The sequence below is a fragment of the Streptococcus sp. FSL K6-1323 genome (genome assembly GCF_038630745.1).
Taxonomy (GTDB): Bacteria; Bacillota; Bacilli; order Lactobacillales; family Streptococcaceae; genus Streptococcus; species Streptococcus salivarius_D.
Genome location: NZ_CP152039.1, coordinates 1,470,778 through 1,493,301, shown reverse-complemented (window position 1 = coordinate 1,493,301; position 22,524 = coordinate 1,470,778). Strand labels below are relative to the sequence as shown.

18 protein-coding genes and 2 pseudogenes are annotated in these 22,524 nt (G+C 38.8%); 11 read left to right on the top strand and 9 right to left on the bottom strand.

The window, feature by feature from the left end:
* Positions 1-3: 3 nt before the first annotated feature.
* Together NST80_RS06800 and NST80_RS06795 are read right to left on the bottom strand one after the other, a co-directional pair.
* Positions 4-2,888, bottom strand: a pseudogene (locus NST80_RS06800) (DEAD/DEAH box helicase).
* Between the two features lie 47 nt (positions 2,889-2,935).
* Entirely contained in the window at positions 2,936-3,808 is an 873-nt protein-coding gene (locus tag NST80_RS06795; protein ID WP_045768907.1) for a helix-turn-helix domain-containing protein, read from the bottom strand.
* Between the two features lie 96 nt (positions 3,809-3,904).
* Here NST80_RS06795 and NST80_RS06790 point away from each other — a divergent pair.
* A pseudogene (locus tag NST80_RS06790) lies at positions 3,905-4,936 on the top strand (dihydrodipicolinate reductase).
* A gap of 290 nt (positions 4,937-5,226) precedes the next feature.
* Here NST80_RS06790 and NST80_RS06785 read toward each other — a convergent pair.
* A complete protein-coding gene (locus NST80_RS06785) occupies positions 5,227-5,772 on the bottom strand; it encodes a hypothetical protein (protein ID WP_045768906.1) in 546 nt (181 codons plus the stop codon).
* A 52-nt stretch (positions 5,773-5,824) separates the two neighbouring features.
* A complete protein-coding gene (gene lysS / locus NST80_RS06780) occupies positions 5,825-7,315 on the bottom strand; it encodes a lysine--tRNA ligase (protein WP_013990828.1) in 1,491 nt (496 codons plus the stop codon).
* A 227-nt stretch (positions 7,316-7,542) separates the two neighbouring features.
* Here lysS and NST80_RS06775 point away from each other — a divergent pair, with 227 nt between their 5' ends.
* The 3 genes from NST80_RS06775 (at position 7,543) to NST80_RS06765 (ending at position 10,512) form a co-directional block, all read left to right on the top strand.
* Positions 7,543-8,796, top strand: a complete 1,254-nt coding sequence (locus tag NST80_RS06775; RefSeq protein WP_118171920.1) for a LysM domain-containing protein — start codon at positions 7,543-7,545, stop codon at positions 8,794-8,796.
* Between the two features lie 13 nt (positions 8,797-8,809).
* Positions 8,810-9,289, top strand: coding sequence for a hypothetical protein (locus NST80_RS06770; RefSeq protein WP_004182767.1), 480 nt, complete (start codon positions 8,810-8,812; stop codon positions 9,287-9,289).
* Positions 9,290-9,609: 320 nt separating this feature from the next.
* Entirely contained in the window at positions 9,610-10,512 is a 903-nt protein-coding gene (locus NST80_RS06765) for an HAD family hydrolase (RefSeq protein ID WP_002890593.1), read from the top strand.
* 149 nt (positions 10,513-10,661) lie between these two features.
* Here NST80_RS06765 and NST80_RS06760 read toward each other — a convergent pair whose 3' ends face one another.
* The 4 genes from NST80_RS06760 to NST80_RS06745 form a co-directional block, all read right to left on the bottom strand.
* The gene (locus NST80_RS06760) at positions 10,662-11,300 is read right to left on the bottom strand and encodes a histidine phosphatase family protein (protein ID WP_013990825.1); all 639 of its coding nucleotides are present in this window, start codon (positions 11,298-11,300) and stop codon (positions 10,662-10,664) included.
* 2 nt (positions 11,301-11,302) lie between these two features.
* On the bottom strand, positions 11,303-11,776 hold the full coding sequence (locus NST80_RS06755; RefSeq protein WP_118171921.1) for an aminoacyl-tRNA deacylase: 474 nt from the start codon (positions 11,774-11,776) through the stop codon (positions 11,303-11,305).
* Between the two features lie 115 nt (positions 11,777-11,891).
* Positions 11,892-12,791 carry a glycoside hydrolase family 25 protein gene (locus NST80_RS06750; protein WP_183138229.1) on the bottom strand — a complete coding sequence of 300 codons (900 nt, stop codon included), beginning with the start codon at positions 12,789-12,791 and terminating at the stop codon, positions 11,892-11,894.
* A 190-nt stretch (positions 12,792-12,981) separates the two neighbouring features.
* Positions 12,982-13,371: a hypothetical protein gene (locus NST80_RS06745; protein WP_045769008.1), complete on the bottom strand. Its 390-nt coding sequence runs from the start codon at positions 13,369-13,371 to the stop codon at positions 12,982-12,984.
* A 151-nt stretch (positions 13,372-13,522) separates the two neighbouring features.
* Between NST80_RS06745 and NST80_RS06740 the strand changes: the two genes are divergently transcribed.
* Complete coding sequence (locus tag NST80_RS06740) at positions 13,523-14,365, top strand: Cof-type HAD-IIB family hydrolase (protein ID WP_045768903.1); 843 nt, start codon at positions 13,523-13,525, stop codon at positions 14,363-14,365.
* Positions 14,366-14,401: 36 nt separating this feature from the next.
* Here NST80_RS06740 and NST80_RS06735 read toward each other — a convergent pair whose 3' ends face one another.
* Positions 14,402-15,028 carry a Pr6Pr family membrane protein gene (locus NST80_RS06735; RefSeq protein ID WP_045768902.1) on the bottom strand — a complete coding sequence of 209 codons (627 nt, stop codon included), beginning with the start codon at positions 15,026-15,028 and terminating at the stop codon, positions 14,402-14,404.
* 109 nt (positions 15,029-15,137) lie between these two features.
* On the opposite strand from NST80_RS06735, the gene NST80_RS06730 reads away from it, so the two are divergent.
* From NST80_RS06730 to NST80_RS06705, 6 genes are all read left to right on the top strand, one after another.
* A complete protein-coding gene (locus NST80_RS06730; protein WP_183138228.1) occupies positions 15,138-16,295 on the top strand; it encodes an Mbeg1-like protein in 1,158 nt (385 codons plus the stop codon).
* A 31-nt stretch (positions 16,296-16,326) separates the two neighbouring features.
* The gene (locus NST80_RS06725) at positions 16,327-17,091 is read left to right on the top strand and encodes an SDR family NAD(P)-dependent oxidoreductase (RefSeq protein ID WP_045768900.1); all 765 of its coding nucleotides are present in this window, start codon (positions 16,327-16,329) and stop codon (positions 17,089-17,091) included.
* A 236-nt stretch (positions 17,092-17,327) separates the two neighbouring features.
* Complete coding sequence (locus NST80_RS06720) at positions 17,328-17,681, top strand: type II toxin-antitoxin system RelE/ParE family toxin (RefSeq protein WP_045768899.1); 354 nt, start codon at positions 17,328-17,330, stop codon at positions 17,679-17,681.
* Position 17,682: 1 nt separating this feature from the next.
* Entirely contained in the window at positions 17,683-17,985 is a 303-nt protein-coding gene (locus tag NST80_RS06715) for a helix-turn-helix transcriptional regulator (RefSeq protein WP_045768898.1), read from the top strand.
* Between the two features lie 163 nt (positions 17,986-18,148).
* The gene (locus tag NST80_RS06710) at positions 18,149-21,139 is read left to right on the top strand and encodes a type I restriction endonuclease subunit R (RefSeq protein WP_183138227.1); all 2,991 of its coding nucleotides are present in this window, start codon (positions 18,149-18,151) and stop codon (positions 21,137-21,139) included.
* 3 nt (positions 21,140-21,142) lie between these two features.
* The gene (locus tag NST80_RS06705) at positions 21,143-22,504 is read left to right on the top strand and encodes a HEPN domain-containing protein (RefSeq protein ID WP_183136272.1); all 1,362 of its coding nucleotides are present in this window, start codon (positions 21,143-21,145) and stop codon (positions 22,502-22,504) included.
* Positions 22,505-22,524 lie beyond the last annotated feature (20 nt).

The following is a 22,524-nucleotide window of genomic DNA, read 5'->3' as shown; positions in this document are numbered from 1 at the left end:
CTCTTATTTATTAGTTATGTAACGATAAAGGGTGTCAGGAATAGGATTATCTAGTTTGAAGTTCATAGTAACAATACTTTCATTTCCGCTTTCAAGTGGACGTACTAATTCTTCAACGGTAGATGGCACGATAGCCAAGTCGCCTAAATAGTAGAAATCGCCACCCTCAGCATCATCTTTAATAATAAATAATTTTAGGTCTAATCCATTTTCAGGTGAATTGATAATTGTTTTTACATCTGGAGACTCAAGTGTACGCTTGTTTTTAGAAAACCACTTAAGAGTAGTCTCGTTCAATAACTCATCTTCGTATTGATAGTATCACTGATTTCATCATCCTTATGGTAGGTGATGAAGATTGGACAAGTGTTAGTATTCTTGTCTATTTTATAGCCACCGATGTTAAGTGGGGGTTCATCTTTAAACCAGTTAAGAAGTTTACAGACATCACGACGAGAATATTTTTGACCGATTGTAAATATTTCAGGATAATCTCTCGTTTTATAGAGCCCTGCATCAATAACATCATTGAAAAGCAAGCTGAAGTCAGAGTTCTTGTAACTCTCAAGAACCTCAGGATTGAGTTTATAAACATTATTTTCTAGAGTGACCAGAGGTTCTGTGCCGAATTTTTTTACCTCTTGAGATTTAAGAAATTGAAGACTTAGTACATTTTCAACGGAGGAGATAATTGAGTCTTTAGTAGATAATTGTTCTGTTTCCAAAATCTTAATAAACTTATCTTTTGAGACTTCACCCTTTTTGATAAGTTCCTGAAGTAGAAGAAGCTCATGTTTTCGTTTACCAGGAAGAAGTTCAAATGTGATAAAACTCAACCAGTTACTCTCGGTATCAGTGAGTTCTATTGCCTTGTTTGAAAATTTGTTAATAACATCTGCATAGTTTTTGAAGCTATTATTGTTGAAAAATACTATTGGATCAATATTATCAAAGGTTAAATGATCGATTAGCATAGGCGTTTTACCAAGTTTATTTTCAAGATCAGTATAGGCATCTTTGAGAATTTTCATGTTAGATAGAACCGTGTTTGTAATCGATTTGAAGATTTGTTCTTTAGCAACTTCCTCAAAGTTCACGGTTGTTAAACCACTCAAGATATTTGGTTCTCGTAGTTCACGACGGTAATTATCTTTATTCATAGATTTATCACCGAATAATGCAATTGGAATCAGATAGTTATTTTTGTAATTACCAATAAAATCAATGATAGTAACGTAATCCTTACTTTTATGTTTACGAAGTCCACGACCAAGCTGCTGAACAAAAATGATACTTGATTGCGTGTTACGCAACATAACTACCTGGTTTATGGATGGTATGTCTATCCCTTCATTAAAAATATCAACGGTCAAGATATATTCAAGCTTCCCATCTTCTAATTGCTTAACAACCTTTTCACGATAGTTGATATCGTCATCACTAGTCAATGCGATGGTACGTTTTCCATGTTGATTAAGTTTTTTTGATAATTCTCTGGCTTCTGCTTTTGATGAGCAAAAAACAAGTCCACGAACTTGATTATTACAAACACCATAGAAATCAATTTTATTTAGAATATGTTTGACACGCTCATCTGATGTAAGGTTTGAGATATTTGATTTTTCGTCAATAAGCTGACCATCAATTTCGATGTCTTTAACACCAAAATAAACGAAAGGACAGAGCATGTCATTTTCTAATGCATCTTGTAAGCGAATCTCATAGGCAATATTATAGTCAAAAATCTCGTAAATATTTTGGCCATCAGTACGTTCAGGAGTTGCTGTCATACCTAGATAAAAATTCGGTGTAAAATGGGCCATAACTTTTTTGTATGAATCAGCTCCAGCCTTATGCACTTCGTCAATGAGAATATAGTCGAAGAAGTCTTTTGAAAAAGCTTTTAAGTTATCCTCGCGTGATAATGTTTGGATAGTCGCGAAGATATATTTTTTTCCAGTTAAATCATCACCTGAGTGATAAATATGTCCTTCAGATGGATTAAAACCCAGAACTTTTTGAAAATCTATTAAAGATTTTTTGAGAATCTGTTCACGATGGACGATGAATAACATGCGTTCAGGATTATATTGTTTAACGTCAAAGGCAGATAAAAATGTCTTACCAGTACCTGTGGCACTGATAACGAGTGCCCTGTCCTTTCCCTGTTCCCGAATATTTCTGAGTCCTTCTAGTGCGGCTTCTTGCATTTTATTAGGAACAATTTTTTCAGCTGAATAGGGAAGCTTTTCTTCATCATTAATCTTTGTGAGACTAATGACTTTCTTTCTCTTTTTAGCATAGGTCTCTATTATTTCGTGTGTTAGTAGCTCTGATTGTTCCCAAATACGGTCAAATTCTGATTTGGTATTTTGAATAAACTCCCCGTTATGAGTAGAGGTCAGTTTGATATTCCACTCATAATTAATTTTTAGAGCTGTATGTGTGAGGTTTGAACTACCTGAAATCAGTACCTGTTTACCAGTATGTTCGAAAAGATAGAATTTGGCGTGCATCTGCATTTTTTCAGGTGTTAAACGGACTTCAACGTTTTTGAGTTTTAGTAGCTCACGCATTGCATCAGGGTCGTTGAAATCTAGATAAGGGGAAATCAAGATTTTTCCTGGCACTTGCTTGTCCATTAGGTCTGATAATTGAGACTTAATCATGGCAATTCCGTTTTTAGTGACAAAAGCGACTGAAAAATAGAAAGCAGTACACTTACTCAATTCTTCTTGTAGATCAGTCAGGACATAACGCCTTTCATCACTATTATTCACAAGAATTTGAGGAGAATACCCACCCTCTTGATATTTAATGTTATCAACAAAACCAAACTTAAGTGATTTTATCAAAGTGTCCTGAAATAAATTAATTCCCTCTGGCATTGTATAAGCCCTTTCTAAGTTGCAGGATAAACCTATTATAGCAAATACTAGTTACGAAAATGGTTTAGGTTGAAATTTTTAACTTTTTTTCCAATTCTAACTTGCATTCGAATAAACATATCTCTTTTTTGTTCTTCTAGGCTCGGCTGCTCATGGATGACCTCACAAAGATAGTCTCCAATAATTTGATAACCTTGTTCACGAATATCTAAGAGGAATTGAGGCAAGAGTTTAATTTCTTCTTCGAATGATTTACAGTAACGTATAGCGTAGTTACCTTCTGGGAGTATGCTTTTGGTTAGATGAGAGTGATAGATGGGTTCATCATCAAATAGTGTAAACTCTTTGGAATCAAAGTTTTGACTGATGAAATTCTCTTTTGGCATAATTGAACCTACTCGACTAAAATGATTGAAAAAAGGATTGTATTGTATGATTTCTTGCTTAAAACACCGTAAATGAAGTTCGTATTCCTCAGTTGACATCTGATAGATATTTGAATCAATCTGAAAGCGATAAAGAGAACGTTCAGGAAATGTTTGGATTTCTAAGTGTTGAGAGTGGGATTTCGTCTGGTAAAGCAAGGCTCCAGATTGATAGATTTCAATTTCTCGAAGTTGTTTTTTGATACGTTTTTGTTCTTCAATGAGTTGCTGATACTTGTCGATAATCAGTTTGTGAAGGTGTGAATTTTCGATATCAGACAGGATTTCTTTAATCTCTTCCAAAGAAAAGTCAAGTTGACGCAAATACTGTATGGCATCCACTAGGGATGATTGCTCAATATGATAACTTCTATAGTTGGTTTCAGGGTCGACTTGATATGGTTTCAAGAGACCAATCTGATCATAGAATCTTAGCGTACGAATAGGAATATTATTTAATTTGGAGAACTCTCCAATTCGTAAAATGTCTTTCATTTTCCACCAAACTTTCTATTGACTCTCTAGTTACTAGAGACATTATAATATAATTGTGAAATAAATAACAACCTTTATAGAAAGAAGGCGAAATCTATGAAAAATACTAAAATTCGTGCAGTACAATTTGGTTGTGGGAAAATGTCTCAAGTTCTTTTTAAATACATGTTAGATCATGGTATTGAAATCGTTGGAGCGATTGATAATAATCCAAATATTGTTGGTCAAGATGTAGGTGATTTTGCAGGACTCGGTTATAAAACTGGTGTCCTAATTTCAGACAATGCGGAGGAAGTCTTTAGCAATTGTGATGCTGATATCGCCATCGTGACAATTCTTTCCTATATGCCAGAAATGTATGATTTCTTCGAAACAGCTATTTAGCATGGGGTCAATGTTATAACAACTTGTGAAGAAGCCATTTATCCTTGGACAACCTCACCATCTGAGACAAATCGCTTAGATAAATTAGCGAAAAAATATGGCGTTACAATTATGGGATCTGGGATGCAAGATATTTACTGGATTAATATGCCTTGTCTTGCCATGGCAGGGCTAAATAGAATCGATAAGATCAAAGGTAAGGTTAGCTATAATGTAGAAGACTATGGACTTGCTCTTGCAGAAGCTCATGGTGCTGGTTATGATTTAGAACGATTTGATGCTGAAATCGCAAGTGCTGAAAGTTTCCCATCTTATATGTGGAATTCTGCTGAAGCTATTTGTTCAAAAATGAATTGGACCATTAAGGATATTTCTCAAAAGAGTGTTCCTTATGTTCTAGATGAGGATGTCTATTCTGCAACTCTTGGTCGAACTATTAAAGCAGGTGACGTGACAGGTATGTCAGCAGTAACAACGATTCATACTCACCAAGGAGTTGAGTTTGAAGTGGAATGTATAGGTAAGGTATATCGTGAAGATGATGGAGATATGTGTGACTGGGAGATTACTGGTGAGCCTAATCTTGTCTTCTCAGTGTCAAAACCAGATACAGTTGCACATACCTGTGCAACTATTATCAACCGAATTCCTACAGTATTAGATGCACCAGCTGGCTTTGTGACATCTGAAAAAGCTCGTGAAGTTGAATTCCCTACTTATCCATTGCATACTTACGTTAAATAGCAGAAAGTTCTCCCTCTGAAGTTATCAAGAGGGAGAACTTTTTGATAGTTTTGAGTTAAACAACTTCCTTATGTTAGGAGAGTAACATGAAGGTGATGGTTTGGGGATACTTGCAATTATAGTAGTAACTTTGGTAAGTTTTATTATCACAAACCAGGTGAATCAACTAGCTTATTTTTTTACTAACCACTATGCTAGCGGTGATGGGAGGTTCGGTTACTTGAGTAAGGGCTCCAAGAGCAAAATATAAAAGAAGGTTTCACGGTAATTACGAGAGAATTTTTTTCTATTTATACTAATTGTTCTTTGTAACTGGTAAACATCTCGTCAATGTCATCTTCAACCAAGTGATAGATTTTCCAGTCAAATTCAGTTTTAGCAACATCATCAACCAAGACTGTATAACAAAAATCCATATAATCTTCATAAAAATCAGAGATGAAGGGGAGGAGTGTGTCACTAATATCAGATGAATAGAGTTTTTCATCAAGATGTTTAAAGAGATAGTCTGTACCCGTAATCGTTTCATTCTTGAGTTTTTGTGCATCTTCAAGGTTAAAGCTATCACTTTGGGGATTCAGAAAATCGTGCTTTGCTAGCCAGGCTACGAAGACACTGAGATGTAAGGCAGCTCTTTTGCTAATCTCTAGCATATCTGATTTGCTTAGTTTTTCTGAAGTAATATCATTTTCTTCACAATAGAATACAAGTGCATGATCGAAAAAATAATTTGTGCGGTCTATGGGAAAGTCTAATTGACTTTCTTCTCTCTTTGTCTCAGGCTGTTCAACTACAGTTGATTTTTTCTTAAAAAGGGACTTCAATTTTTTAAACATGTTTATACCTCATATAAAAATATCCCATTATTCAAATAATGGGATATGATTATTATTTCATCGTTGGGAACAACAAGACATCACGGATGGTTGTTGTGTCAGTGAGGAGCATGCAGAGACGGTCGATACCGATTCCGAGTCCACCTGTTGGTGGCATACCGTATTCAAGGGCTTCAACGTAGTCGTAGTCAATACCTGTTGCTTCGTCATCACCGAGTTCCTTAGCAGCAGCTTGTGCTTCGAAACGTGACAATTGATCGATTGGATCGTTCAATTCGGTGAAGGCATTTCCGTACTCTTTAGTCATGATGAAGAGTTCGAAACGGTCGGTGAAGCGTGGGTCTTCTGGGTTTTTCTTAGCCAATGGAGATACAGCAACTGGGTGACCGTAAACGAATGTTGGTTGAATCAATGTTTCTTCAACGAATTCTTCGAAGAAGGCGTTGATGATGTGACCAACTTCAGTGTAGTGTTTTTCAACAGGAACATTCTTTTCAGCAGCGATAGCTTTGGCTTCATCCAAAGTCATGTCTTGCCAGAAGTCAACGCCAGTGATTTCCTTGATAGCGTCAACCATGTGGATGCGTTTGAATGGTTCGTTAATCTTGATTTCAGTTCCTTGGTAGTTGATAGGTCCGTCACCTTTAACAGCTTTAGCAGCGTGTTGGATGATACCTTCAGTCAAGTTCATGATATCGTGGAAGTCAGCGTAAGCTTGGTAAACTTCGATAGATGTGAACTCAGGGTTGTGAGTGGCATCCATACCTTCGTTACGGAAGATACGTCCGATTTCGTAAACGCGTTCCATACCACCAACGATGAGGCGTTTGAGGTGGAGTTCAGTCGCGATACGAAGCACCATGTCGATGTTTTGAGCATTGTGGTGAGTGATGAAAGGTTTAGCAGCAGCACCACCAGCTTCGTTGTGAAGGACAGGTGTTTCTACTTCAAGGAAACCTTGAGCATCGAGGTAGCGACGGATTTCAGAAATGATTTTTGAACGTGTAACAAAGCGGTCAAAGCTTTCACGGTTAGAAATCAAATCGAGGTAACGTTTACGGTAGATTGTTTCAACGTCTGAAAGTCCGTGGAATTTCTCAGGCAATGGACGAAGGGCTTTAGACAAGTGTGTGATATGAGTAGCTTTGATAGAAAGTTCTCCCATATCTGTTCGCATAACTTCACCTTCGACACCGAGGAAGTCACCAAGGTCAGCTTTCTTGAAGATTTCGTAGTTTTCTTCACCGACAGCATCTTTACGCACGTAGATTTGGATTTGACCATCGCGGTCTTGGATGTGGGCGAAGCCAACTTTACCTTTACCACGTTTAGTCATCAAACGACCTGCGATAGTAGCAGTTTCGTTGATTTCGTGCAATTCTTCTTTTGTTTTGTCAGCGTATTTTTCTTTTAATTGACCAGATGTAGCTGTGCGTTCGAATCGCTTACCAAAAGGATCGATTCCTTGTTCAGCCAAGGCCGCCATTTTTTCACGACGGACAATCTGTTGATCGTTCAATTCTTCCATGTGTTGATTTGACATGTTAGTCCTCCATAAAATAGTCGTAATTATTGTATCATAAATCACCCTCTAAAGATAGGACAAATGATTAAATGTCAGATGAATAAAGCTAGGATTTGTCTATTTTTAGGACAAATCATTAACTAGTATTAACGCTAGATTAGAAAGTTATAGAATTTATTGACAAATATAATAATAAGGGTGTACAATAGCAAAGTAAGTTTCGTATGATATAAGGAGGAAATACGATGAAAAAGAAAAATTATATTAGTAAAGCTGTGATGCTTGGCGCTTTACTAGCACCTATTGGGATGCCTACGGTATCTGTGTTAGCAGATAGCTTTTATCAAAATCAAACGAGTGCTCACGCTGCTGATATTACAAACTGGATTGCCAGCACACCTGAACAAATTACAAATAATTTGACAACTCAGAACATCAATCCACAGCAGTTAGATGGCCAACAATACGTGATTCAATGGGGAGATACCTTGTGGGGAATCTCTCAAGCGACTGGAATTTCTATTGAAAAATTAGCCTACGATAATAATATTCAGAATATTGACCTTATCTTCGCAGGTGACGTCCTCATCTTGAAACGTGATGGTGATGTCCCAGCAGGTTACCATGTGACTGGTAATGGTTACCGTTGTGCACATTCTAAGATTGTTATCAACAACTACTACGGTGATAACAACCGAGTGATTATCAATAACAGCACTTTTGTCTCTGATGACCATTCTAAGAATACAGTGATCTACGCTCCAGATAATTCTGACAATAGCGTTTCATTCTCAAATAGCACGACTAACAATAATAACGATAAAGACAAAGATTCTAAAGATAGCAAGGACTCATCTTCGTCATCATCAGAATCTAAAGATGCTTCATCAAGTTCAACAAGTGGATCATCATCTTCTGCATCAAGCTCAACAGCAAGCAGTAGTGAAAGCAAAGCAAGTACAGAAAGTTCTAAGGAAAAAGAATTGACTGATGATGCTTTCCAAGACAAGGTTCAAAGTGAATTCGAACAAGTATATCAACAAAAACGTTCAGGTCGTCCTGCATGGAGTTTCTTCTCACATGAAGGTGATAAGACTGGTGAAAATGCTACTGCTAAGAAGGACACTGAAAGCACGTCCCTCTACCGTCAAGGTGAAACGTCTAAGGCTCAAGACATTGTAGGTGGACCTAAAGATGGTGCTAAAACGGAAGACAATGCCAAAGCTCTCGCTCAAAAGATTTACGATGTTCTTAACAGTGATAGTAAGTTGTCAGATCTTATCAAGGCAAAATATGCTCAAATTCAGGTAAGTTATAAGGGTGATAAGTGGGCTTTCAACGTTGATGTTTACAAGGAAAAAGAAAGTTCATCATCAAGCACTGAAAAATCATCTGAATCTAAGGCTTCATCAAGTGTTGAACGCTCATCATCAAGTTCTTCAAGCCACACTGAAACAGACTCAGAGGCAACTTTCTCTGACCTAACTGGTGACGAATAGAGAGGGGCAAGACATGTCAAAGAGAAATATCATTATTAGTGTCGTTCTCGCCTGTCTCTTGGTTACGGGAGCTGGATTTGGTGCTTTCTATTACTGGGGAACACACCATTTGGATAGTGTTGTACCTGGTAAGGTTTACCAATACTCAAGTTCTCTAAATGGTGAGGTCAATAATCGTGTCATGTATGTAGCTTTCCAAGAAGGCGGTAACAAGGCACTTGTGAGTCAGGATCGTACGACAGTGGTTAATGCTGCTAAGAGTCAGACTGATTTTGACAAGGCTTATAATGACCAAACAGCTAAGTGGGAATACAGTGTGACAAAGACAACATTGACTCTTGGTAAAAAAGAGGACGATCAATTGTCACAATGGCAATACAACAAGGTCTTTGCTTATGGTGACCACTTTACATCAAAAGATTTCTATTACCAGATTGCCAAAGGTGGTCAGGGTGAAGTCAAACAAAAAATGACCTTTAAAGAAATTAAATAAGTGTCTGAATATGACAAGATGCATTAGGTTTGGGACAAATTGTTCCAAACCTTTTTCTATCTTCAAAACACGAATAATCTTTTCTTAAATGGGGTCGAAAATTGAAATAAGAGGGGAAAAACGGTATAATAAGACTGTTTGGGCAATTGCACTCTGATAAAAAACAGATTAGTAAGATTGCCCCTAGACAGTTGACTTAAAGCTTACTTTTGCAAGACCTAGGATTAAATTAGGAGCTGACTGATATTGCAGTCTAGTTGTTAGATCTCTTAACTTACCTAAGTCTCTGACAAGAGAATGATATAAGAAAGAACGGACAGATGATTACCTCTATTGTTTTTGACGTTGACGATACTATTTATGACCAACAGGCACCTTATCGTATTGCCATGGAAAAATGTTTCCCTGACTTTGATATGAGTCACATGAATCAAGCCTACATTCGTTTCCGCCACTATTCTGATGTTGGTTTTCCACGTGTAATGGCCGGTGAGTGGACAACCGAATATTTCCGTTTTTGGCGCTGTAAAGAGACGCTTTTGGAGTTTGGCTACCGTGAAATTGATGAAGAAACGGGTAACCATTTCCAAGAGGTTTACGAGCATGAGTTGGAAAATATCACCATGCTTGATGAGATGCGCATGACCCTTGATTTCCTTAAGGAAAAAAATGTGCCTATGGGTATTATTACCAATGGTCCGACAGAGCACCAACTTAAGAAGGTTAAGAAGTTGGGACTTTATGATTACGTGGACCCTAAACGTGTCATCGTCAGTCAGGCGACAGGTTTCCAAAAGCCTGAGAAGGAAATCTTCAATCTCGCAGCTGAGCAATTTGACATGAATCCATCAACGACACTCTATGTTGGAGATTCTTATGACAATGATGTCATGGGTGCCTTCAATGGTGGCTGGCATTCTATGTGGTTTAACCACCGTGGCCGTAGCCTCAAACCAGGTACTAAGCCAGTATTCGACTTGGAAATCGATAGTTTTGAGCAACTCTTTGGAGCGGTGAAAGTCCTTTTCGACCTTCCAAATAACAAATATATCTTTGATATCAATGATAATGAAAATCCAGTCCTTCAACTAGGTATCAATAATGGTCTTATGATGGCGGCTGAACGTCTTCTTGAGAGCAATATGAGTATTGATAAAGTGGTTATCCTTCTTCGTTTGAATGCTAATCAGGAAAAAATCCTTCGTATGAAATATGGAAGATAAATAGAGCGGCCTCGTGTGGCCGTTTTATTTATCAAGAGGGAGGAAATAATAGAAGTGAAGCTCTTGAAGTAGTAGGCTTTAAGGGTTTTTTGAGTGCTAAAAAGCGACCCTTGATCAGGATCGCTTGTCTTATGAAGTCAGTCGATGATTTAGCTAATCTTGTTTTGTTCATCCATATAGGACGTATCATTCCAACATTTAAGAGTGAAGTGCTCGAAATCGTTGGTTTCGAGAATAGTGACAGAAGCATTGTCAAGACCTCCTGCTTTACGAAGAAGACCAGGTTCAAAACCAAGGAGGGTACGGATAGAAGCTGTTAAGTTAGCTCCGTGACCGACAATGAGGACATTTTTAGCATCACTGTCTTTAAGTGTTTTGACAAATTCGGCCACACGTTTTGTTGTTTTGTAGACAGATTCCGCTTGGAAGTCCTTAGCACGGAAATTGGCTAGATTGTTACGGAAGGCATCCATTTCTTTTGGATAGATGGCTTGGATAAGGGAAATCTTTTGCCCCTCTAGTTTACCTAGTTGCCATTCACGCAAAGTTTTAGTGTAGGTAACTTTAGCTTTAGGTTTTTGAGACTCCATGATGAGCTCTGTAGTTTTTTTAGCACGAGGTAGGTCACTTGAGAAGACCAAGTCAAAATGAGTGTCACTGAGGTAGTGACCTAGCTCACGTACTTGTTCGATAGATTCTTTAAGTAAAGGCGAGTCTCCCTTGGCACCTTGAAGTCGGCCTTCCAAGTTCCACTCAGTTTTACCGTGACGTACAAAATACAGTTTCATGATTACTCCTTAATATCAGCAAATTCAGCATTAACAAAATCAGCAAGTTCTTGACTATTGATACGAATAGAACGCCCAATTTCCCCCGCTGAGACAATGAGGAAGCCAGCATCTTGGGCAGAATGATCGATGTAAATAGGAAAATTATGTTTTTGGCGAATTCCCACAGGATTGTTAGCCCCGTGAACATAGCCAGTTGTTTTTTGGAGATCCTTTTGTGGAATCATTTGAACCTTCTTGTTCCCTGAAATTTTAGCTAATTTCTTTTCAGACAGGTGTTCGGTGATAGGGACAATGCCGATGACAGGCCCTGTCTTATCTCCCTTAAGGGCGAGGGTTTTATAAATGCTTTCACGCGCCACATCTTCTGGAAGCTCCCCCTCTAAACCATTGAAGGATAAGCTATCATGGTCAATCTTAGCTTTATCAAGAATTTGGTCAACCAGGGTCTTCTTGACTTTGCTTTTCTTAGCCATTGTCATATCTCCTTTTAAAGTTATACATTTCTACCATCCATTATAACACATTCGTCCGAACACGCCTAAACCAATTTGACAAGAAAAAAACCAGTGTTCTAGGCACCGGTTTCTATTAACTACTAGATGAACTTGTCGAAGTAGTCTTCTTATTTTTAGTTGGTTTTTGCTTGATCTTACCAAAGAGTTTTTCAAAGGTTTTACGTTTGTTTTTCTCGGGATTGATTTGGCTAAGATCTAGAATATTATCGAATCCAGGAAGACTTCCTTGTGAGGTATACTGATGTAGATCATAGTCAATATCAGTGTTTGGCAAAGTCTCATAGTAACCAGAGTCAGTACCGTAGGCGGGAATCCAAACAGCATCGAAGTTTCTGGTTGAAACCTCTTGCTCAAGCATGAAATAAGCACCAATATAGAGACCAACTTTATCAGCTCCTAGACGTTTGAGCTCAGCTAGAAAAGCTTGGACACCTTCCTCCATATTAGGCATGGTTTCCTCTTCCACGTCAATCCAGTAATAGGTAGGTTTGTATGGAGAAGCATTTTTGTAGAAAATACGAGCCTCCTCCTTCATCTCCTTGACAGAAGCACCTTGAGCGTAGGAATAGACGGCAACTGGAACATCACGTTTTTGGAGTTCTTTGATATGTTTTTTAAAAGATTTGTCAACCCCATTCGAACTAGCGGCATTGCTATCCTTACTAATCTGTGATCCGCCAAAGACACGGATAATAGCACCAGAAATATGATTTGACAAGACATCGTAATCGATATCCTGAGGTAGTTGCCACCCCGAAAGGTCGATAATGGGATTGAGTTTCAGCTCCTCGTCGGAACTACTAGATGTACTACTGGTTGTTGTTTTCGGTGTAGTAGCAGAAGGAATAGCAGATTTCACGTTTTGGAGATGCGCCTGCTGTTTGGACGTATTGTGAATATTTGCAATAACTAATGCTAATCCTAAAAGAGCTAGAACCACGTAAACAACGATCGGTTTTATTCTTTTTCTCATTACTCCCATTTTACCTTAAATAGCGCAAAAATGCAAAATAGAGTGTTTATAAATTCTGTGAGAGATATTAAAGTGACTGATTTCCAAAAAGCCTTTGTAGTGCTGACTTAGGCACATTTTATGAATAAGGGTGTTTTGAGCTAGTCTTGAATTAAGTGAATTTTTCATTTATTAAAGCAAGAAATTTAGCTTAAAAGTCAGTTTCTTCCTTGAAACTAGCGCCACTAGTGGCATCAGACCAGGCGACAAGGGCTTGAGCAGAGTTATCCAGATAGGTCTTGAGAGGTTGCTTCAAATCATAAACGGTCTCCCAAAATCCAAGGACCTTTCCTTCTTGGTCTATGGCAGCTTGGTAGGTCTGGATCAGGACTTGATCAAAACTATCTGTTGGAATCTGATAACTTCTTTCTTTTGTAGGAGATGCTAGAACTTCAGACATGATCCAGTCAGGCAGATTTTCATCCTCACGGGGAAAGAAACTACCATCAGCGCCACCATTGTCATAGAGAAAGTTTCCTTGGGCATCATAGGCGGCTAATTTATAAGGCAGGTGATTCAGTAAAGTTTTTAAATCGTTCATACTTTCATGATAGCTTCTTTCATGGGAAATGGCAATGTATTGGATTGGAGACAAGACTATCATAGGATAGTATCAGTTTGTCCGAGGATAGTAGTATCTCTTACAACCGTATCAGGGTATAATAAAATAAAAGAAGACTCGAGGTGAAAACATGTCAAAACTTATTTTTTTAGATGTTGATGGGACATTGGTGGATTATCATAACCGCATTCCAGAGTCAGCAGTAAAGGCAATTCGTCAGGCGCGTGAAAAGGGGCATCTGGTATATGTTTGTACTGGCCGTAGCAAGGCAGAAATGCAACCTGAATTATGGGAAATTGGCTTGGATGGGATGATTGGTGGCAATGGCTCTTATGTAGAGCATCATGGCCAAGTCCTCATGCATCAGCTGATTTCCAAGGAAGATGCAGCAAAGATTGTGGATTGGCTGACAGAGTGCCATCTGGCCTTTTATCTGGAGAGCAATAACGGTCTCTTTGCTAGTCCTGATTTTCGGGAGCGGGCGCGTGAGACACTAAAGACTTACGCTATTCAAAAGGGGCAATCTGCAGAGTCTGTTGAGGGTAAGGAACCAGAAGATTTCATTCATGGCCTCCAGTATGGTGGGGAACTCTACCGTGACGACCTAAACAAGGTCAGTTTCGTTTTGGAGTCCTATCAGGATCACTTGGATTCCAAAGAAGCTTTTCCACAGCTTGAAGCCCATACTTGGGGTGGTCGAGGTGAAACAGCCTTGTTTGGTGATTTGGGTGTTAAGGATATTAACAAGGCCCATGCCATTGATGTTCTTTTGGAATATTTGGGTGCTATGCGTTCGGACACCATTGCTTTCGGAGATGCCAAGATTGATATCCCTATGTTGGAATACTGTGAGATTGGCGTTGCCATGGGAAATGGTGGGCCAGAAATCTTGGCTATGGCAGATCTAGTCACAGACGATGTTGAAGCTGATGGCTTGTACAAAGCTTTTGATAAATTGGGCTTGTTGCAATAGAAAAACTGAGTTACCTAGGGTAGCTCAGTTCGTGTTTTATGCCGGTTTACGACCGATAAATTTTTTCAAGAGATATAAGAGATAGCCAACAGCGATATACCCAGCACTGATGACTAGGACATTTACCAAGACCTTGTTCCAACCAAATTTATTGACATTGATAAAGAAGTAGGCGAAGGGGCTATCTTTGGCACCTGGAATTGGGAGTTTTAGTACCAAGCCATTTAGAAGGGCAAAGGCAAAGTAAGACAGAGGGACCACGGACCAGTAAATTGGCTCACGTAGACGGTAGGCCTTCTTAGCATCGAAAATGAGGGTATCAAGCACCAATCCCCAAGGCACAATATAGTGGACCAAGAAGTTACGGAGGGTCCAGAATTTCTCAGGCTCTGTAATAGGTGCCAAGAGGATATGATAGATGACTCCAGTGATGAGGATAGCCATGGTTACGCCACCCTTGTAACGCAAGAGTTTGGTATTAGTCGTCGCATCCTCTTTTTTGAAGTCATAGATGATAAAGAAAATCAAACTAGAAAAGACAAGGATATTGGACAAAACAGTGTAATAGAGCAACATGCCCCAACCATCATCAAGGATTTGGATAGAGACTCCTACCAGTCCACAGAGAGCTAGTAAGATACGGTAAAATCGTGAAACAGTCATAAGCTTCCTTTTCCTAATAAATAATCTCTCTTATCATATCACATTTTTCACTAACAATTTATTGAAAATTCTAGTAAAATCAAAGTAAGAAAGACTTTAAGGAGTAATGATGTCCAATTTAATCGATTATCTTGAAAAGGTTAAGGATTTGCCTTTCGACAAAGAGCCTCTTAATATTTTGGATAAGGTTTGCATCAATGAGATTGGTTACCTGACTTATGAAAAATGGCTCACGGCAAGTGATTTGAAGGAAACCATCAATCTACATGACTATGCTGAAGGGAAGGACCTAAATCCCGATTATACCTTCATGGTGACTAAGGAACGTGTCGATTTGGCTGAAGCCATGGTCAGGTCTAGGCGTTTCACTGGACTTAATCTAAGTGACTACTGTAGTGTCTTGGACAAGGAAGTCGAAAAACAGTTTGCGGCTATGATTTTCAGCCTGCCTGAGTTGGACTACCAGCAGATTGTCTTTCGTGGGACAGATGATAGCGTCATTGGGTGGAAGGAGGATTTTCAGTTGACCTACAGTCGGGAAATTCCTGCGCATCGCTCAGCCATGGCCTTTCTGGAGAAGCACTTGTCAAACCTCAGTGGTCATATCGTTGTTTCTGGACACTCCAAGGGTGGCAATCTTGCCCTCTATTCGGCTGTTCAGAGTTCGACTGTCTTGCGTGAGCAAATAGCAGAGCTCTTGCTTCTTGATTCTCCGGGCTTGATGAAGTTCCTCTTAGAGAAGCCTTCTTACCAAGAGTTGAAACCCAAGATGACGGTTATCAGACCTCAAGAATCAGTTGTGGGAGTTATGCTCTACTGGGACAAAACCGCAAAGCTCGTAGCAGCAGATGGCATAGGCATCGCTCAACACAATGTCTTGCTTTGGCAGGTTGACTTGGAAACAAATGATTTTGTTTATGAGGACCAGCCGACGGACTTGAGTCAACGCTTAAAAGAGACCTTCCAAGAATGGATTGAGACCTTGCCAAATCAAGAACTCAAGCAGGTTTGTGACTTGTTCTTTGATACCATTCTTGATTCTGGAATTGAAAGTCTGGATGATATTGGGATAAAAACTCTCCCTAAGCTAGGCCAGATGTTGCAAGAATTTGGCAATCTCTCGGACCAACAAAAGAAAGTGCTGCAGGATGGTTTCAACCAGTTACTCTGGATATTTTGGAAGTCGGGAAATAGGAAATCTAACCTGCCCAAACTTGAACTTCCTGATTTTATCAAGAAGTTGAGTGAATTAACCAACAACGATTAGAGACAGCGGAACCATAGAAGTGGAGGATTTTATGTCTAAAAACGTACTTATTACAGGAGCAACATCAGGAATTGGCGAAGCAACAGCGCGTGCCTTTGCCAAAGAGGGAGAAAATCTCATCCTAACCGGTCGCCGTGTGGAGCGTTTAGAAGCTCTAAAAGAAGAGCTCCAAGCAACCTATCCAAATCAAAAAGTTTGGACCTTTGCCCTGGATGTCACAGATATGGCCATGGTCAAGGATGTTTGCCAAGCCATTCTCAAAAGCGTGGGGCAAGTCCATGTCTTGGTCAATAATGCAGGTCTGGCACTAGGTCTAACAGCTTATCAAGACTATGAGGAGTGGGACATGCTGACCATGCTCGACACCAATGTCAAGGGCTTGATGATGGTGACACGTCAGATCTTGCCAAGCATGGTTGCTGCCAATGAGGGCCATATCATCAATATGGGCTCTACGGCGGGCATCTATGCCTATGCAGGTGCTGCCGTGTATTCAGCAACCAAGGCTGCAGTAAAAACTTTCAGTGATGGCTTGCGTATCGATACCATTGCCACAGATATCAAGGTGACAACCATTCAGCCTGGTATCGTTGAGACCGACTTTTCTCAAGTTAGCTTTCACGGTGACAAGGACAAGGCGGCGAAAGTTTATCAAGGGTTAGAAGCCCTCCAAGCTCAAGATATTGCGGACGCAGTTCTCTATGTCACCAAGCAACCACGACGCGTCCAAATTTCAGACATGACCATCATGGCAAACCAACAAGCCACAGGGTTTACCATTCATAGGGAGGAATAAAAAGTCTCCGATAAACCTTTTCCAGATGGAAAGGGCTACAAAATTTGGTCGCTTACTCGTATTTTTGCCATGTCTAGATCATAAATAATATACATTCTGAGCCACTATAGGTGGCTTTTTATCATTTTTCCTAACCTTTTACGAATATAAATTTAAATAGTGATATTTTAAAATAATAACTTATAAGTATTTACATGTAAGTACTTATAAGTTATAATAAAGGAAGAGAGATTTGTATGTATCCTATTCATTTTTATAAAGATAGAAATGGACATGAACCTGTTAGAGAGTATATTGAAACATTATCTATGAATTCAAGTAAAGATTCTAGAATTAAATTGCATAAAATTCAAGACTACCTGACTATGTTAAAAAATAGAGGAACCATGATTGGTGAACCATTCATTAAACATTTGGAAGGAGAGATTTGGGAACTAAGACCCTTAAGAGATAGAATTTTATTTGCAGCATGGCTAGATGATGGTTTTATTTTGCTTCATTATTTTGTGAAAAAGACACAAAAGACTCCAAGACGTGAGCTGATGAAGGCTCAAAAAGCTTTAGATGATATTAGAAAGCGAGGATTGTAAGATGACCCTAGAAAAGAATCCAGCAATTGGAAGTAGTTGGGATGATTTACAGAAAACTATTTTCACTAAAGAGGAAATTGCGGCGAGTGAACTCCGTGTCGCACTGATGCTTGAGATTATTGATGCTCGTAAAAAACAAGGCATTTCCCAAAAGAAACTAGAAGAGCTAAGTGGTGTCAAACAACCTGTTATCGCACGTATGGAGAAAGGAAAAACGGCACCTCAGTTAGATACGGTTCTTAAAATACTGGCTAGTCTAGGAAAGACATTGGCAGTAGTCCCACTTGATTCACATGTGAAGTAAGTTTAGGGAAGATAATGTATCTTCATAACAATTATGATTTACTATTCTAAAACGATTAACACGGACTTACCGTGTTTTTTTGTTGGAATTTTCCCAAAACTATGAAAGAAACCGTGAAAATGCTATAATGTAAGGGATTACGACAATATTGAAAGGATTAGTCATGCCACCTGTTACTCCAGAACTTGAGATAGAACGTCAATTAATCGAGCAATTAACCTCTGGTGAGAGCCAGTGGACCTATCGCCCAGATTTAAAAAACGAAGGTCAATTATGGGACAACTTTTTTGAGAAGTTAGCGCAAAATAATGTTGCCCTACTTGCTGACCATCCCTTGACTGAGCAGGAGAAGCGCCAAATCAAGAACCAGCTTGACTTCATTAACTATTATGAAGCTGCTAAGTGGTTGGCGGGTGAAAATGGTATTGCTAAAGTCGAGGTACAGCGTGAAGATGCTAGCCTTGGGACTATCCGACTTTCTGTCATCTGGCGTGATAATATTGCTGCTGGAAAATCCAGTTACGAAGTAGTCAATCAAGTAGAACGTGACAAGGCTTATCCACAAGATCAGGACCGTCGATTAGATACAACTCTGATGATTAATGGCCTTCCTCTTATCCACATCGAGCTCAAGAGTCCTCGTGTGGCCTTTTTGGATGCCTTTCATCAAATCAAAAAGTATGACCGTGAAGGAAAGTTACGTGGCATCTATTCTGCCCTTCAGATGTTTGTTGTGACTAATAAGGTGGATACACGTTATATCGCAGCTGCACGAGAGGATAAACTCAATAAACAATTCTTGACATCTTGGGTGGATAAAGATAATAAACCCATGACCAGTCTCATGGACTTTGCCCATGAGGTCCTGTCTATTCCACGTGCCCATCAGATGGTGATGCAGTACTCCGTTATTGATGATAGTAAAAAAGCCCTCATCCTCTTACGTCCCTATCAAATTCATGCCATCGAGTCTGTTCAAGATGCCTCTCGCCGACAGGAATCAGGATATATCTGGCATACCACAGGTTCTGGTAAGACCCTAACCTCCTACAAGGTGGCTCGCAACCTCTTGCAGATTCCAGCCATTCAGAAGACGATTTTCGTCGTGGACCGTAGGGATCTTGACCAGCAGACGACATCATCTTTTCTTTCTTACGCTGCTAATGATGTCATCGATATCGATGAAACGGACAATACCCATGACTTGGTCAAGCGTTTGGCAGGAAATGATAAGCGTGTGATTGTGACGACTATCCAGAAAATCACAACTATGATGCGCAAGTTCCAAGAAGGTAAATATCAAAAGGATTCGGAAAAAATCAAGGACCTTCGTGTGGCTTTTGTTGTGGATGAATGTCACCGTGCGGTCACGCCTCAGACCCAAAAAGACATCAAAGGCTTTTTCCACAATTCGCTCTGGTATGGCTTTACAGGAACACCGATTTTCAAGGAAAATAAACGCAAGCAATTAGGTGATTTGGCACAAACCACCCACCAACAATATGGCGAACGCCTCCATGAGTATACGGTCAAAGAAGCCATCCATGACGGGGCAGTTCTGGGATTTAAGGTGGACTATCGTAATACCATTATTTCGCCGATTCCTGAAGAAGACCTTCCTGACTCTGTCTATGAAGATAAAGAGCACATGCTAGAAGTCTTGGATGCTATCCTAAACAAAAGTTATCAACAGTTGGGCTTCCCAAATGGTGAGGGCAAGACCTACGAGGCCATCTTAACCGTTAAGTCCATTCCACAGGCTCAGGCCTATTACAATCTGCTCAAGAGTATCAAGGCAGGACAGGAACGTGTCAAGGTGTCAGAGCGGGTTAAGCGCGTGCTACTTGACTTTCCAAAGGTGACAGTCACTTACTCAGTGTCGGAAAATGAAGAAGAATCTATCGGCTACCAAGAGCACATGAAGCAGGTCATGGACGATTACAATCAAGAGTATGGGACGCATTTTAATATGGCTGATTTGCGTGGCTTTAATACGGATATCAATAATCGTTTGGCTAGAAAGTTAGACAAATACATTCCTCGTAAAGAGCAGTTGGATTTGGTCATCGTTGTTGACCGTCTTTTGACAGGTTTTGATGCCCCATGTTTATCCACTCTCTTTATCGATCGTAAGCCTATGCGTCCACAGGATTTGATTCAAGCCTTTAGTCGCACTAACCGTATCTTTGACAGTAAAAAGCGTTATGGCCATATCATCACCTTCCAAAGGCCAGAGGCCTTTAAAGAGGCTGTGGATAACGCCCTTAGACTCTACTCAAACGGTGGTGAAAATGATGTTACTGCCCCAGACTGGGCAGAAGAAAAAGCTAACTTTATCCAAGCCTGGATAGACTTTCAAGTAAAAGTGGAAGATGTGGAAAACTATATCATCACGATAGATCAGGCCACTAGCCCACAACTCCGTCGCATTGCCAAAGCTTATCAAACCTTTGACAAGTATTTGGCATCTATCCGTGTCTATAGCGAATACGATGAAGCGGCTATCTATGCAGAGACAGGACTTTCGGATGAAAAGCTCGAAACCTATCTAGGAATCTATCAAAATATCCTAGCAGAACTCAAAAGCCGAGCTGAAGACGATGGTGATGATAATCTCTTTGACATCCACTATGAACTTGAATCGGTCCAAGTAGATGAGATTAACTATGCTTACATCCTGACTTTGATTCAAAGTATGATTCAGCAGGAAGAAGATAGTCCACAGGCCCTCAGTGACAAAGATATCGAAACAGTTGATAACTATATCCAGAGTCTGGAACGCACCAATCCAAAATTAGCCGAAATCATCCGAAATCTGTGGAAAGAAGTCCAAGCCAATCCTAAAGATTACCAAGGACAATCTATCACTGGTGTCTTGGACACTATGATTGAAGCCATTATCGACGACCATCTCAAACGCTTTGCCAGAGAATGGTATGTCGGACTCGATGAACTTCGTTACTACGTCCAACACTATCGTAAAGGTGCTAAGAAGCAATCTGGAGAAAGCCAGCTCACCAAGAGCCAACGCTACAAAGACTATAAAGCAGAAACAGCTGATGCCCTCAACCCGCTCAGCTACAAAAAACACATCAAAGAAGCCTACACCAAACTCATTGAAGAGGTTATTGAACCATTGAGAGTGGGGAGGTAGAGTATGGACAAATTAAATTTTAAATCGTATACATTAGATAAAGTATTTGAAATAAAAGGCTTTTTTTCAGATCAAAAAGAAGATTTTCTTTCTGATAACATGTTAAGTGGTATATTGACATACAAACATGATAATATCGTTCTAGAATTATTTGGTAATTTGAATTCTCTAGAAGATGAAATTATTGGTACTGTGAAAGCTCCTGATGTCATTTATGGATATACAAGCGATGGTAAATTATTGATTATTAATTGCTACGGTTTTGTATATGGAATTGATCATAGTCCTGGTTTTACCTTATCAAAATATCATGTGAAAAATTTTAAAATTTACGATATTTATTACCAAAAACTGGATAAAAAATTTCCGGAAATTATTGATTACTTATCTGAAGAACAAATATTCTACTATGATTTTTCATTTGATAATATTGAACAATGGGTAGGTAAGTCGGTTTTTTCTAAGAAAAAAATAAATGGTGAGTTGACTGTTGAAACTAATGTTTCAGATTATCAGACAACCAAAATATTTATTCCGAGTAGAAATCTTTATATAGAGGATAGGGCAATTGCTAGTATAGACTATAATTATTTAAATTTATCAAGTAGGTACTATTTACGTATTTCAAATGATAATGATGCAATTACTTTTACTCATTGCCATGAAACTGCCTGTCAAGTTAAAAACTATATTGAGCTAATAACAGGAACTCCTCTTTCATTTACAGAGATTGCTTTCCTAAGTCAATTTAAGTTAGTAAATGAAGGTAAGAGGTTGCCCTTAATTAAAGGTAAATATTTTTTTCAGCATAATAGAGATGGTAAAATTTGGGAGAAGTACAAATATGAAGATATTACTTTGAATGCTTTACACGATAATTTTGCGGAGATTATGGATCAATGGTTCACAAAGAGTGAAAAGCTAGATTTTATTATCAAGCAATATACAAAAAATTTACATTCTATACCTTACATTGAGGATAATTTACTGTCCACAATAAGAAATTTAGAAGTTTATGCAAGAAATTTTCATGAGGAAAAAATAAGAAATTATGAGCGCGAAAATAAAATTTTCAAGAAGAGGAATAAAGAATCTTTTTTGAAGAGCAAGTTAATATTTTTATTTAAAAATTCAGATTCAGAATTTGAAAAGTTGATTTTAGAAAGTTTTAATAATTTTTCTCAATTTATTGAAAGTATAGTACAAACACGACATTATTATACACATGGTGATAAAAAATCTAAATATCCTAGACTGATGACCGACTATAATGAGTTTTATAAGACGAATGTAATTTTACAAAAGTTACTACATTATTATTTATTTCAGGAGTTAGGAATGAAATATAGCTTTAAAAAATATTAGAAAAAATGATAGTAATTACT

What these genes read in the sequence shown, in the direction of transcription:
- NST80_RS06795 (WP_045768907.1), bottom strand. Translation starts at nt 3,808, where the DNA reads ATGAAAGACATTTTACGAATTGGAGAGTTCTCCAAATTAAATAATATT.
- NST80_RS06785 (WP_045768906.1), bottom strand. Translation starts at nt 5,772, where the DNA reads ATGTTTAAAAAATTGAAGTCCCTTTTTAAGAAAAAATCAACTGTAGTT.
- lysS (WP_013990828.1), bottom strand. Translation starts at nt 7,315, where the DNA reads ATGTCAAATCAACACATGGAAGAATTGAACGATCAACAGATTGTCCGT.
- NST80_RS06775 (WP_118171920.1), top strand. Translation starts at nt 7,543, where the DNA reads ATGAAAAAGAAAAATTATATTAGTAAAGCTGTGATGCTTGGCGCTTTA.
- NST80_RS06770 (WP_004182767.1), top strand. Translation starts at nt 8,810, where the DNA reads ATGTCAAAGAGAAATATCATTATTAGTGTCGTTCTCGCCTGTCTCTTG.
- NST80_RS06765 (WP_002890593.1), top strand. Translation starts at nt 9,610, where the DNA reads ATGATTACCTCTATTGTTTTTGACGTTGACGATACTATTTATGACCAA.
- NST80_RS06760 (WP_013990825.1), bottom strand. Translation starts at nt 11,300, where the DNA reads ATGAAACTGTATTTTGTACGTCACGGTAAAACTGAGTGGAACTTGGAA.
- NST80_RS06755 (WP_118171921.1), bottom strand. Translation starts at nt 11,776, where the DNA reads ATGGCTAAGAAAAGCAAAGTCAAGAAGACCCTGGTTGACCAAATTCTT.
- NST80_RS06750 (WP_183138229.1), bottom strand. Translation starts at nt 12,791, where the DNA reads ATGAGAAAAAGAATAAAACCGATCGTTGTTTACGTGGTTCTAGCTCTT.
- NST80_RS06745 (WP_045769008.1), bottom strand. Translation starts at nt 13,371, where the DNA reads ATGAACGATTTAAAAACTTTACTGAATCACCTGCCTTATAAATTAGCC.
- NST80_RS06740 (WP_045768903.1), top strand. Translation starts at nt 13,523, where the DNA reads ATGTCAAAACTTATTTTTTTAGATGTTGATGGGACATTGGTGGATTAT.
- NST80_RS06735 (WP_045768902.1), bottom strand. Translation starts at nt 15,028, where the DNA reads ATGACTGTTTCACGATTTTACCGTATCTTACTAGCTCTCTGTGGACTG.
- NST80_RS06730 (WP_183138228.1), top strand. Translation starts at nt 15,138, where the DNA reads ATGTCCAATTTAATCGATTATCTTGAAAAGGTTAAGGATTTGCCTTTC.
- NST80_RS06725 (WP_045768900.1), top strand. Translation starts at nt 16,327, where the DNA reads ATGTCTAAAAACGTACTTATTACAGGAGCAACATCAGGAATTGGCGAA.
- NST80_RS06720 (WP_045768899.1), top strand. Translation starts at nt 17,328, where the DNA reads ATGTATCCTATTCATTTTTATAAAGATAGAAATGGACATGAACCTGTT.
- NST80_RS06715 (WP_045768898.1), top strand. Translation starts at nt 17,683, where the DNA reads ATGACCCTAGAAAAGAATCCAGCAATTGGAAGTAGTTGGGATGATTTA.
- NST80_RS06710 (WP_183138227.1), top strand. Translation starts at nt 18,149, where the DNA reads ATGCCACCTGTTACTCCAGAACTTGAGATAGAACGTCAATTAATCGAG.
- NST80_RS06705 (WP_183136272.1), top strand. Translation starts at nt 21,143, where the DNA reads ATGGACAAATTAAATTTTAAATCGTATACATTAGATAAAGTATTTGAA.